This window comes from Rossellomorea sp. GCM10028870, from assembly GCF_042666755.1.
Taxonomy (GTDB): domain Bacteria; phylum Bacillota; class Bacilli; order Bacillales; family Bacillaceae_B; genus Rossellomorea.
Genome location: NZ_JBHTGN010000001.1, coordinates 1,092,720 through 1,105,045 on the forward strand (window position 1 = coordinate 1,092,720; position 12,326 = coordinate 1,105,045).

The window sequence follows — 12,326 nt, forward strand, 5'->3', positions numbered from 1 at the left end:
TTTACTCCTATTCTAGTAATCTACTTATGAAGGTTTTCATTTTCTTCTGGGTTTCTTCCAGGGATTCACTGTATGATACAACGTCGGCCTCACCATAGAATAAGTCTCCGAATCTTTCCGCTTCCTCATTACGAGGGATAACATGCATATGATAATGAGTTAATTCGTTGTATATGCCTCCATTTTGGCAGATGGTAATGCCATTTGGTTCATATAGAGCCTGAATGGCTTGTGCAACTAGTTGTGTAGCCTTCATTACGGAGAGGCTTTCTTCTTCACTGATTTCCGTTACTTCCACTTTGTGTCGTTTAGGGAGGATCAGGGTATGTCCGGGGTGATGCGGGACATGGTCCAAAAAGCAGGCCACATGATCATTTTCGTATATGATAAATACTCTCTCTTTTTCATTTGCAAGGCGGCAGCCGAGACAATCTTCCATACATATACCTCCAATTTAAAGGGATTCCATCAATCATGTCGAATTCTGTTTGAATAGCTAAAATAAAATCTCCTTCCATCATATCATGGAACAGAAAGAAGGTCAGAAAATAATGGAAATTCAATTACTCAATGAAAAACATGCCGAAGCTTATTGGCAGCTTCGTTTGGAAATGTTGCAGCAGAGTCCTTCAAGCTTCGGAAGCAGCTATGAAGAGGCCATTGCCCGTACCAATCCAATTGAAGTGACAGCCGAGAGACTTGTGCAAAATGGCAACTACACGTTTGGATGCTTTGATGACGGGAAACTAGTCGGAGCGGTGACCCTCGTACGGGAAGGTGCTTTAAAAATGAAGCATAAAGCTTCTATCTTTGCCATGTATGTCTCCCCTGCCCTTCGAGGGAAAGGGTTCGCAAGAGGGCTGCTTCAAGCTGCCATCACTCAAGCAAAAACGGAAGATGGCATTGAACAAGTTATGATTACTGTTGTAACAACCAATGAAACAGCGAAGGGGCTCTATCACTCTTGTGGATTCAAGCCATACGGGACAGAAAAGCGGGCGTTGAAATATAACGATGAATATTTTGATGAAGAATTGATGGTTTTGTTCTTATAATTTTCTTATCATATTAAAAAACGGTGAATCCAGAAGTGTGGATTCACCGTTTTTTTATAGTACATCGTAATCAAAGCTAATAAGTAGAAACGCAATGACAAAGACTGAAAGTACCAATGCCCGAGCAGGATTTTTGAAGTGAAGGCGCAGCATGGGAAACATTATGAAATAAAACAGAATGGTCCACCAAAGATTCCAGCCTTCGAAATATTCAATGAAATCCATTTTTCCAGCTGCCCATTCAATCAAGGTGGAGGTAGCAATATATTTCAAATAATAGAGGATTTTCATCCTGGTTTCTTCTGGATAGTGGCTTAAAAATAGAACCACAAGGCAAGGATAAGTGACCATGGTGTAAAGAGAATCCGTCACGAACATATTGATGAAAAATCCATCTAATTCCCAAACTGCCTTCATGGTGTAGCTGATATACTGATAAAACATATTGAAAAAACTGAAATAATAGATCGTGGGCAGAAATTCTTTCCATCTATTCCAGGATCCCCACTTCAAGGAACTGAGAATAATCACTACAATGACTACAATATGAAACATGGGATCCCCCCCATTACCCGACTCATAATATAGACATTAGTATTACCAAATATTTGGAAATGCATTCCTGACTATTGATTGTACTATTCTTCAGGAAAATAAATCAGCCACTTTATTACTAAACTCCCTTAAATAATAAAGGTATTGGTCTCCTCCATAGTTGTATCGCTTGTTATACATTTTTGACACCACCACATTATAAGCGGGAATGACAAGAATCGTTGGACCGGTGACACCTAATATTTGATAAGATCCTGAAGGTACCCTCTCCCCCAATTCACTTTTATCCCTTGGAACGTCTTGAACGTACCAAAACAGACCGTTCTCAGGAATGGTGGAGTCAGAATACGAAACATTTTGAATGGAAGTGGCAGTCTCAATTACTTTAGAGGGAACGATTTGTCTTCCATTCATCATGCCTTTCTGAACATGTAGCTGCCCCCAGAGAGCAAATTCCCTGGGAGATACAAATAAATTCTTCTCCGTTCCATCTGAAGCTGCCCCCAGTCCAGGTAGTGCAGGTTTATCAATGTGGTCGATGATAGGTACAAAATTTTCATCTGGTTCCGTTCTCCATCCCGTTTCACTGAACCCCAATGGTGTAAAAACCCTCTCGTTTAAAAGTTGCGGGTAACCTTTCCCATACAGTCGGTGAACTAATTTTGTCATTATGTCCACACCCACGTTACGATATGCCCAGCTGGTACCTGGCTTGAATTCCCTAAATATGTATCCATTTTCATCGGAATCGAGTCCGTGGGAATGAGTTACAAGATGACGGATCGTTGTGTCTTTGAACAAATCCTTCTCAAACTCAGGAAAATACTGAATAATGGGATCATCTAGGCTCGAGATATATTTATCTTGTAAAGCGTAGGCAACCGTAAGGCCTAAATAGCTTTTACGGGCAGAAGCTACATTAAATTGAGACTTTTTTGTGATTTGAGTTGCATTTTTTTCGTGGGAGTACCTGCCGCTATAATGCTCCAAAACGACCTGGTTATCTTTTATTACATATAGGGATGCAGCAGAACTCCCGTTTTTAAGTTTAATGTCTTCAACCCAGGAGATCAATTCCTTTAGTGGTCCTTGTACGGCCTGTTTCAAGACTTCTTCCACTCGTCTGCGAGCATCCCATATACAATGTGATCTACAAAATGATCGTAAATCCATTCTCTTTGCCTCAGCTTCCCTTCTTCCTTGAAACCAAGACGCTCTGGTATTGCTCGACTGCGTTGGTTGAATTCTGCAGCGGTTATTTCGACTTTATTCATTTTTAAGTATTCAAATGCGTATTTCGTCAGTCCCCTTGCAACTGTCGTCATAATCCCTTTTCCTTGGTAGCCTTCACCTAGCCAATAGCCGATGTACGCCACTTTGTTCGACCAATCAAGAACGTTGAATCCTGCTACTCCTACTATTTCATTTTGATAAATGATGCCAGTAGCTAAGCTCTTATTATTCGCGAAGCCTATACGTGTACCTTTAATAAATTCCTTTGAATCATCAACCGATTTTGAGTAATCCACCCATGGAAGCCACTCGCGCAGATAGGATCTGGACTGATCAGTCAGTTCATGGATTCGTTCAGCATCCTGTATATCGAGAAGTCTTAATTCTAATTCGTCGTTTAGTTTATAGGTAAACATGTTGATTGCTCCTTTATCCTTTTTGAATGGTAACTTTATCTTGACCACCATTAGTCTTCTAGAAGCTGTAGGGAATTTCCTTTAATATATTGGAATTTGTTGGTCGATATACAAAGGTGTTTGATATAATACATAAGATTGGGGGCGCTGAAATGGATAAAATAAAACAAAATAAACTTATATATATCATGTTCTCCTTCACTTCTATGATTAATTTCCTAGTGTTTTGGTTAGACCCGAAATCCTACATGTATTTGGCCATCAGCCTTATCTTTTTTATGAATGCCTGCGTTTTCTTTATTAATAGCAGGGAACCGGGTAGCGACTACTGGAGACGTTGGGAAACCATTAGAGAAATGGGTAAATGGTTCTTTTCAGTTGTACATGGGTCGTTGATTACTGGATTAATATTCTCAGTGATTCTGTATGTAGTGATTAGAGACTACCTTCCCCTTTTGCTTGCATGCTGTGTAGCAGGTGGATGGCTATGGGGATACATCATGTGGATGATGAATGAAAAGCGGTATAATGTTATGAAGAAGTAGGCAGAAAAAACGTCCTGGAGTGGGACGTTTTTTTATTGGTTATTTGAATGTTTGAATGACTTTTCCTTTTCCACCTGAGACTTCTACCTCTCCATATGCTCCATTGATAAAAGTAATTTGAGGAGGCTGATGGCCACAGTCAATATCATACACGATCGGAATCTGCAGCTCGTCTGATAGCTCTTGGTAGACATCTTCAATCGTATAATCACCAACAGGCGTATTGCTATCACTTCTTCCAAACAGAATTCCAGAAGAATGGTCGAACCAGCCAGCTAATTTCATCTGCACAAGTGAACGGCGCAGATCAGCGGTGTTTAATTCACAGTTTTCAAAATACCAGAGGATGGGTTCATTCTTTATATGCTTCTCTCTAAAATCTGCTATATTACCATAAGGGGTTCCTATCAAGTGCCTGATGACATCTATGCAGCCTCCGAGTAGACGGCCATTTACCTTAACATCTTGTTTCCCTGCAGCTTTCCAAACTGTTGGCTCTGTTAAGTGAAAAATTGTTGGAGAAGGCTTGTCGTGATTCCATTCTTTTTGGTAGTGCTGGGATGAATGCTGAATAACAGACGATCCTTCTTTCGTTGAGAGAACGGATTCCCATTGTACCGTCGTTGGATCTGAGTATTCCCCCCTTAAATCAACAAGATTGGTTCCATGTGCAGTGGCGATTCCGGTTTTTAATGTTAGTGCCAGTAATAGCACACTCGTGTCGGAATAACCCAGCAGCCATTTCGGTTTGATATTTTCATAGTCAATGAGGTCAAGGATCTCTATGAGTAGTTGACCGCCCCATGGTGGGATGATTAGGGAGATTTTTTCGTCCTGCATCATCTGGTTCAATTCTGTTGCTCTATCTTGGGCAGGGGAAGATTTCGCTTTATGCTGCGTCCATACAGTCTCTCCGCATTTTACGGAGTAGCCTTTACTCTCCATTTTAGTGATGGATTGCTTGAACATATCATGCAGTTCTTGAGGAACTCCTGATGAAGGAGCGGTCACGCCTATGGTTGCGTCTTTTTTTAGTAGTGGGTATGTGATCATAGTCTTTCCCTCCAAACGGTTTAGATGATTTTACCAGATTGGAAGATTTGGAGCAAGAATTATTTTCCAGTTACGAAAAGAGGGACGGACCTCTCCCTGCCACATCCTTCTATAAAATAAGGATTCTCCAAAAAGAAAGGTCCGTCCCTCATTTTTACAATAATATGAACGATTTGAAAAGGTTTTGGGGTTTGGGGGCGTTTATGTGGTTTGTGTGGTAAAATAATTTGGTTGTGTAAACTAGGTTGTGGAGGTATTGGTTTGAAGAAGAATGCGATGAAGCGAAGCCTATCGGTTTTGATGATATCCTTTATGGCTATGACGCCTTTTCAGCAAACGGCGCATGGTAAGACAAATTTAGATATAAATGCAGATGCTGCGATTTTAGTGGAAGCAGATACAGGTAAGATTGTGTATAAGGAACACGAAGATCAGCTCCTCGGGATTGCCAGCATGACGAAGATGATGACAGAATACCTTGTGTTAGAAGCCATTCAAGAAGGAAAAATAAAATGGGATCAAACGTATAAAGTAAGCGACAAAGTCTATCAATTAGCGAATGCACCTGGACTGAGTAATGTCCCCTTAAGAGCGGACGAAAAGTATACGGTAAGGGAATTGTATGATGCCATGGTGATCAAATCTGGAAATGGTGCAGCGATTGCTCTTTCCGAAGTTGTAGCAGGTTCCGAAGGTGAATTTGTAAAGAGGATGAATGCAAAGGCGAAGGAACTCGGCTTTGAAAATTATCAATTTGTTAATTCTTCCGGTCTAAGTAACTATGATATGCTCGGCATGTTTCCAAAAGGAACCGATGTGAATGATGAAAACATGGTATCGGCTGAAGATATGGCCACTTTGGCGTATTACCTCATTCATGATTTTCCGGAAGTATTGGAGACATCAGGTCTCTCTTCCAAAGTATTTAGACCGGGTACAGATGAAGAGCTGGTCATGAAAAACACAAATGGCCTTTTAAAAGAGAAAGCATATTATTATAAAGGTGCAGATGGTTTAAAGACAGGTACCACTCCCTTTGCCGGTTCCACTTTTACAGGGACAGCAGAGCGTGATGGAGTCCGATATATTTCCGTTATTTTAGATGCTAAGGATGAATATGGACAGCCTAGCAGTGCAGAGCGTTTTACTCAAACGACAGAACTGTTGGATTACGGATTTAATGAATTTGAAACGGTGAAGTACAGCTTAAATGATATTGAAAAGAAAAAGGAACATACCTTAAACGTTCCAGATGGTAAAGAACAAGAAGTTGTGATTAAAATAGACAAGCCCCTCTCCATTCGAGTAAACAAAGAGGATTTAGACAAAATTGAAACTTCATTGAATTTAGACGAAAATAAGCTAAACAAAGATGGTTCACTCCAAGCTCCGATTGAAAAAGGAGAAAAAATTGGAGAGTTGAGAATTGAGAATCCAAATAAAGAAGAATATATTTTAGATGAAAAACGTCAATCCTATAAAGTGGATGTTATTGCAGCTGAATCAGTTGATAAGGCAAGCTGGCTTGTACGTAGTGCACGTAGCATTCAAGAGTTCATTGGTAATTTATTTTAAGGAAGTAGTCGACTTCTTATAGAGCTGTTAAAGATTTAGTGTTGCTTTTCTATCCAGTTCGTGTCAAGCTTACTAAGTTAAAGGATTAAGAAAGAAGGTGGCCTAATGATCGAAGTGAAAATATCATCTCTTAGTGACGGTGATCTTAATCGCGGCGTTTTTGCAAAAAGAGATATAGCCAAAGGAGAGCTGGTTCATGAAGCACCAGTCATCCCCTATCCCAATGAGGAACATGAACATATTGAAAAAACCTTCCTGGCGGATTATGTATTTGAATACGGAATCAATCACACAGCACTTCTCTTAGGATACGGAATGTTGTTTAACCATTCATATACACCAAATACAACTTACGAGATAAATTTCGATAACCATACCTTCGACTTTTATGCCTACAAAGACATTCAAGCTGGCGAAGAATTGCTCATTAATTATAATGGCGAAGTGGATAATGATGAACCGCTTTGGTTTAATAAAGATAAGAACGAAGAGGAATAAGATGAAAGGGACTTCCAATTGGAGGTCCCTTTTGCCTTACTGACTAATGATTTTCAAGAATTCAGGTTCTGGTTTCATTAGTTTTGTACCTTTATCTGATTTTAAATAGATTTCTTTATCTCCTTCGTAAAGGACTTCAACTTTTATATCATCAAACTGATAAGTTTTCTTATTGGAACGCGGTTCGGTTGATTGATCATCCCAATCAATGCCATCATTAATATAATCCATTAAAGACTGAATGATCTCTTTATCATTGATTGCCCGGCAGGATTCATTACCAGAATCAATATAAACGCATGCGCTTTTTGGAGGCCCATCTATCCAAACAGATGACTGATAAATAGGGTGTTTGTCAAATATGACTTCTGTATAGTCTTCCTCTTGATTAAAATGGGATGAGATAGATAATTCTCCATCAAATCCTTCTTTTCTCCAGGTAGAATAAAAGCCGCCCCAATCATTTTCAGCATCCTGATCATCAAGAGCTGAACCTAATTCACTTACCTCCCAACCCAATTTTGGAAGTGCATCGAGATAAAAATCATAAATACCAACCCAATGATCGCCATTCATTTTATAATCGCTCATTGTCGGTTCCAAGCCTTCATATAAAGGTATATCTTCATGTTCTTCAGGAATGATCGTCATACCCTCATAGGTGCGGTCAGGCACCTTCTGGTAGAAATACCAACTAGGGATCACAAGGGAAAGCAAGATAAGATAAAAAAACCACTTTTTATTTTTCATTGGAACCTCCTTGAAGAACTATCATTTTAGATTTGCTGGATATATGAAGTACAGGAGAAACATCTCTTTGCTCTTTCACAAACATATAAGCCAAATAAAACCACTCCACTCCAGGAATTAGTCTCCTCCCCCAATTTCTCAAAATATCTTCAACTATCGTATAACCATTTATATTCATAACCAAATAAGCATCCCCAAGTATTTCTCTTATCTTAGTATAAATTTCCAGTAAAATGACATCCAAAAAAAATCAGAGGGACGGACCTCTGATCTGCATTCATCATGTAAAAAGATATTGATATTTAGCCTTTTCTCCAGAAAGATTAAATTTCAGAGGTCCGTCCCTCTTCAATCTTCTCCAGGATCCGTCTTTTACGGTAGAGCATACGGCCGGCATCTCCTATGTCTGCGATCATGGATTTGTTGATGAAGGAGCCAAAGAGAATTCCTGCGATGGGAATCATTTGGAATAGTTTTTTCCAGCCGAAGTTGTCACGGAAGCTGGTCATAACTTCCCTCCAGCCTTGAAGCTGGGATAGGGTTTGTTCTCTCTTCTGCATATCCTTTTTGTTAAAGTCCGATAGTTCCTGAAGGATTGCTTGCTTCCCGACAATATCCGAAGAAACGAATTGTAAGCATTTAATTATGAAAATACGCTCCTGCTGATCATTCGGATCGTACCCGTAACATATGGCAATCTCCTGAAGAGTCTTAAGGGATATGCCGAGGATGAAAGGAATATCAATACTTAGCGTTAGGAAACCACCGATGCCGGTAGTCGCCCCCTGGGTCATTGCAACCTTCTTTCTCATGTCCACTATCCCTCCGCTTACTTCATCCATTTCTGTAAGGGGCAGCTTGGAAATATCACTTACAATTATATGAGGGTTGGCTGTTTTCTTAGTAAATCGCTTAACGACTTCTTTCTCACTTGTAAGGTAGCTTCCGCCTTTTTGTATGTAGCTTCCTATTTCATCCAATGCTTGTCCGATCTTGTTATGTACCATTTGAGGAGTGATCCGGTCCAGGATCATAAAGGGAATACGGCCGAGCTTCTCCCAAAACCATAACCCTTTTTGATCATCAGCCCATTTATTTACCACTTCCAGTTCCCGTAAAAGAGCTTCCCTTGTTTCTGTTTCATGCATATAACAGCCTCCTCCTTCTATCAATAATGAACCAAAAAAATAACAGGCAATGAAGAGCCTGTTATTTCCTGCTTACTGAACAATATCTTCGGTTTTTTCTTCTAGTATTTCAACTTTAATCGTACGTACCCGGCGGTTATCCACTTCTTCTACGCTCACTTTTAAGTTTTCATAGTCGAAGCTGTCACCTTCTGATGGAAGATCTTCAAAGCTTTCAACGACCCATCCACCAAGTGTATGATAAGAACTTTCGGGCTCTGGTACATCAAGTAACTCTGTAAATTCATCCAATTGATATTGCGAATCGAATGTATATTCTTTATCGCTGATTTTTCTCATGGAATGTGTTTTTTCATCTTGCTCATCCCAGATTTCCCCTACAATTTCTTCCAAAATATCTTCAAGGGTGATGATTCCGGTTGTTCCACCAAACTCATCTACTACAATGGCCATATGCACATTGTTCTTTTGAAGCTTAGTAAGAAGGGAAGAAATTTTGACAGATTCAAAAATAAACATTGGTTCACGAATCAGTTCCCGGATGTTTACTTCACCGAATTTGATCAAGTGTGTAAAAAACTCTTTCTCTGAAAGAATTCCGATCACATTATCAATATGATCCTCGTAAACGGGAATTCGTGAAAATCGCTCTTCAAAGAACATTTCCTTAATTTCTTCAATCGGTTGATTCACTTCAACAGCCTTGACATCGATCCGTGGTGTCAGGACTTCGGTTGCAAGGATATCATCAAAGTCCATCGAGCGGTGAATCAATTCTCTTTCCTCTTTATCGATGACTCCTTCTTCTTCACTAATATCAAGCATCACTTTTAATTCTTCCTCTGTGACAGAAGGCATCTCGTGATTTTTCGAGAAGAACTTCGATACCAACTCTTTTAATTTGATAAAAAAGAAGTTGATCGGTGTTAGGACTTTTATTAAGAAGAACAGCACGCCGGATATGGTCAGGGAATAGGTTTCAGCATTTTCTTTTGCCAATGATTTAGGCAGTATTTCTCCGAAAATCAGAATTAACAATGTCATGACAAACGTACTGATGACAAGGCCCGTGTTACCTCCAAAAATATCTGTCGCAAGCTTTGCTGAGATACTGGCTGCAGCGATGTTCACGATGTTATTTCCGACTAATATCGTGGACAGTGCTTTATCAAAATTCTCTGCAATATAATGCGCTTTGATGCTTCCTCTTCTTCCTTCACTTACGAAATTCTTAAGTCTGATCTTGTTCACGCTGGAGTATGCTGTTTCCGCCGATGAGAAAAAGGCAGATAAAAGAATTAATGCTCCTAATAATACTAATGAATTCAGTGGTATATCGTCCAAAAAAAAGTCACTCTCCTGTAGTTGTTTATCTATTATGCTGGTTTAACCAGAAAAAACCATTAATGTTTGGAATAAGGCCAAAGCTTGTGGGGAAACTTGTTTTAACATGCGCTTACGGTCCTCATCCCCCAATGTATCCATTGCCTGCAGGACCTCATGCAATTCATTATGCAAATGCTTCATTTCATTTCGTATATGCTTCACTTGATTTTCAAGTAAAGATTGATCTACCTGCTCGGATTTCAACAAAATCAAACGATCTTTGATTTCATGCAATGTCATATTCATCTGCTGACACTGTTCAATCAGCTTCAAGTCGGCTAATGTCTCTTCATTATAATACCGGTAATTATTGTTTGACCGGTCGCATTTTAATAAACCCATTTTCGTGTAATAATCAATGGTCCGCTTGGACACTTCACTTATCTTCGATAGCTCGCCTATTCGATATGATTTCCCAAGTTATCACCTCTAGAGTAGTATACTGCATTTTGATAAAACCGTACAGTTAAACGTTACGGTTTAGGGACGGACCTCAAAATATGACCTGCTTTTAGAGTGAAGTTGCTAAATTTCAAGAGATTTAACATGAAATATGGTCAAATTGAGGTCCGTCCCTCTATTTGATATGGATCCCTCTTAATTTTGGTTGAAATGGCTTTTCATTTGTATATATGGCAATAAGTGAAGGACGCTCGCGACCACTATCATAAATAGTCCAACCGAAAGAAATAACCAAAATAAAATATTCCCTCCTGCAGTAGGGGAAGAGGAGATGATGAAACTTACCGAAAGGTCGATCACACCAAGGAGTGCTGTGAAAATCCGGAAACCTGATTGTTTAAATAACCGAAATCCGATCAGAATTGAAAGATAACTGGCACTGATTATCATCATGCCAGGGTAGAGTGGCGAAAACTTGGCAGCATAAACAAAGAAATCAAGGGCTACAATATCATACGAACTTTGAACACTGTCATGAATCATCTCACTGAACGGAGCCGAATACCTCCATTCCCAAGAGTTATCCAACAAAGCACTCCCTTCATACCAGGAGACCAAAGACGCAAATCCCAGTACAACCAACCCAATCCCTACTTGTGACCAATACCTAATCGACATAACTTTCTCCTTTTCTAGGCGGGACGGACCTCAAAAAACGCTCTGTTTTCAAGATGAAAAACGTTTAATATCGAGGATTTCCCCCTGTAATTGAATTCTTATAAGCGATATGTAACAGAATGACCAATGTGACCGCTTGAAAGATATCAAGCTATGAACAGTACTATGAAGGTCACTCCAACTGATAAACTTTAAATAGCAAAAAAGAAAGTGAATAGTAACTCATATGTAATAACCTTCTACATCAAATCTCCTTTTAAGGAAGAAAATTCACTCTTGCTTCACTTCCCACAAAAATCCATTGGTACCATGGATTTTCACTTTCGGCCACTTCGTATTCCAATCCTTTTCCAGCAACCTTTTTTCATATATAGAGGCCAATGCCTCTTTTTCTGTAAAAGGTGGAGTCGGCTTTATTTGTAGGGAAAGTAAATCTTGTATCCCCCAGGGTGCTGCTAAAATAAGGTCATTATTCTCGTTCAATGTCAATGCAATGGAGGTAGCAGTTTCTGGGAAACGAGATACAGCATCAATCGCTGAGCTATAGGGTGCTTCTCCATTTATAATATGCATCCTGGCCTGGTTTTTTCACGGACCACGGTTCGACAGGTGTTTTCTCCTTCAATTTGGATTCCAGGTACTTTTCGAAATGTTCATCTGTATTCGAAGCATCAAAATACACGACATCAATATCCGGCAAGTCCGTTTTATACGAATACCCATGCAGTGTATCCCACACTTTCGTCCTTATAAACCCAGCACAGATCCACCAGTCGGGCAGATGAAGGGATTGTGCGGTTTCAAGGATACTCATCATCCATGAATCATTTCTCACTAAATCCAAAATGTCCTGTTCAGATTTGATCACGGTCTTCTCCCCTTTGTTCTTTTGGTATACCATTGAAGACATTCCCCTGAATGAATTCACGGGTCTGACTTGTACGGTTTTAACTTATTTTACCATGAAAAACGGGATCAAAAGGATTTTTTCTGATTTGCTATTCAGCTCATTCAACCAGTGGGTATTGGTTG

General features: G+C 39.6%; 14 protein-coding genes and 1 pseudogene. 4 read left to right on the forward strand and 11 right to left on the reverse strand.

Going from position 1 to position 12,326, the window contains the following annotated elements; all coding sequences use genetic code 11:
* Positions 1-7 precede the first annotated feature (7 nt).
* Positions 8-439 carry an HIT family protein gene (locus ACFQWC_RS05730; RefSeq protein WP_299737041.1) on the reverse strand — a complete coding sequence of 144 codons (432 nt, stop codon included), beginning with the start codon at positions 437-439 and terminating at the stop codon, positions 8-10.
* 112 nt (positions 440-551) lie between these two features.
* Between ACFQWC_RS05730 and ACFQWC_RS05735 the strand changes: the two genes are divergently transcribed.
* Positions 552-1,055, forward strand: a complete 504-nt coding sequence (locus ACFQWC_RS05735) for a GNAT family N-acetyltransferase (RefSeq protein WP_341356403.1) — start codon at positions 552-554, stop codon at positions 1,053-1,055.
* Between the two features lie 54 nt (positions 1,056-1,109).
* Here ACFQWC_RS05735 and ACFQWC_RS05740 read toward each other — a convergent pair whose 3' ends face one another.
* The 3 genes from ACFQWC_RS05740 to ACFQWC_RS05750 form a co-directional block, all read right to left on the reverse strand.
* Positions 1,110-1,610 carry a CBO0543 family protein gene (locus ACFQWC_RS05740; protein WP_299737037.1) on the reverse strand — a complete coding sequence of 167 codons (501 nt, stop codon included), beginning with the start codon at positions 1,608-1,610 and terminating at the stop codon, positions 1,110-1,112.
* A gap of 90 nt (positions 1,611-1,700) precedes the next feature.
* Positions 1,701-2,717: a serine hydrolase domain-containing protein gene (locus ACFQWC_RS05745; RefSeq protein WP_377106408.1), complete on the reverse strand. Its 1,017-nt coding sequence runs from the start codon at positions 2,715-2,717 to the stop codon at positions 1,701-1,703.
* Positions 2,714-3,259, reverse strand: coding sequence for a GNAT family N-acetyltransferase (locus tag ACFQWC_RS05750; protein ID WP_377106410.1), 546 nt, complete (start codon positions 3,257-3,259; stop codon positions 2,714-2,716). The genes ACFQWC_RS05745 and ACFQWC_RS05750 overlap by 4 nt, the downstream gene beginning before the upstream one ends.
* A gap of 152 nt (positions 3,260-3,411) precedes the next feature.
* On the opposite strand from ACFQWC_RS05750, the gene ACFQWC_RS05755 reads away from it, so the two are divergent.
* Positions 3,412-3,804, forward strand: coding sequence for a hypothetical protein (locus ACFQWC_RS05755; protein ID WP_377106412.1), 393 nt, complete (start codon positions 3,412-3,414; stop codon positions 3,802-3,804).
* Positions 3,805-3,843: 39 nt separating this feature from the next.
* Here ACFQWC_RS05755 and ACFQWC_RS05760 read toward each other — a convergent pair whose 3' ends face one another.
* On the reverse strand, positions 3,844-4,857 hold the full coding sequence (locus tag ACFQWC_RS05760; RefSeq protein ID WP_377106414.1) for a S66 family peptidase: 1,014 nt from the start codon (positions 4,855-4,857) through the stop codon (positions 3,844-3,846).
* Positions 4,858-5,118: 261 nt separating this feature from the next.
* Between ACFQWC_RS05760 and ACFQWC_RS05765 the strand changes: the two genes are divergently transcribed.
* Together ACFQWC_RS05765 and ACFQWC_RS05770 are read left to right on the forward strand one after the other, a co-directional pair.
* Positions 5,119-6,432, forward strand: coding sequence for a D-alanyl-D-alanine carboxypeptidase family protein (locus ACFQWC_RS05765; protein ID WP_341356400.1), 1,314 nt, complete (start codon positions 5,119-5,121; stop codon positions 6,430-6,432).
* A 105-nt stretch (positions 6,433-6,537) separates the two neighbouring features.
* Positions 6,538-6,930, forward strand: coding sequence for an SET domain-containing protein (locus ACFQWC_RS05770; RefSeq protein ID WP_299737027.1), 393 nt, complete (start codon positions 6,538-6,540; stop codon positions 6,928-6,930).
* Between the two features lie 36 nt (positions 6,931-6,966).
* On the opposite strand, the gene ACFQWC_RS05775 is transcribed toward ACFQWC_RS05770, so the two are convergent.
* The 6 genes and pseudogenes from ACFQWC_RS05775 to ACFQWC_RS05800 all read right to left on the reverse strand — a co-directional run bounded on the left by ACFQWC_RS05775 (position 6,967) and on the right by ACFQWC_RS05800 (position 12,195).
* On the reverse strand, positions 6,967-7,680 hold the full coding sequence (locus ACFQWC_RS05775; RefSeq protein ID WP_341356399.1) for a hypothetical protein: 714 nt from the start codon (positions 7,678-7,680) through the stop codon (positions 6,967-6,969).
* Positions 7,681-8,003: 323 nt separating this feature from the next.
* Complete coding sequence (locus ACFQWC_RS05780; RefSeq protein ID WP_377106417.1) at positions 8,004-8,828, reverse strand: EcsC family protein; 825 nt, start codon at positions 8,826-8,828, stop codon at positions 8,004-8,006.
* A 72-nt stretch (positions 8,829-8,900) separates the two neighbouring features.
* Positions 8,901-10,172 carry a hemolysin family protein gene (locus ACFQWC_RS05785; RefSeq protein ID WP_299737020.1) on the reverse strand — a complete coding sequence of 424 codons (1,272 nt, stop codon included), beginning with the start codon at positions 10,170-10,172 and terminating at the stop codon, positions 8,901-8,903.
* Between the two features lie 42 nt (positions 10,173-10,214).
* The gene (locus ACFQWC_RS05790) at positions 10,215-10,616 is read right to left on the reverse strand and encodes a MerR family transcriptional regulator (RefSeq protein ID WP_299739542.1); all 402 of its coding nucleotides are present in this window, start codon (positions 10,614-10,616) and stop codon (positions 10,215-10,217) included.
* A gap of 195 nt (positions 10,617-10,811) precedes the next feature.
* Positions 10,812-11,294, reverse strand: a complete 483-nt coding sequence (locus tag ACFQWC_RS05795) for a YjdJ family protein (RefSeq protein ID WP_377106419.1) — start codon at positions 11,292-11,294, stop codon at positions 10,812-10,814.
* Positions 11,295-11,564: 270 nt separating this feature from the next.
* Positions 11,565-12,195: pseudogene (locus tag ACFQWC_RS05800) on the reverse strand (nucleotidyltransferase family protein).
* Positions 12,196-12,326: the final 131 nt, after the last annotated feature.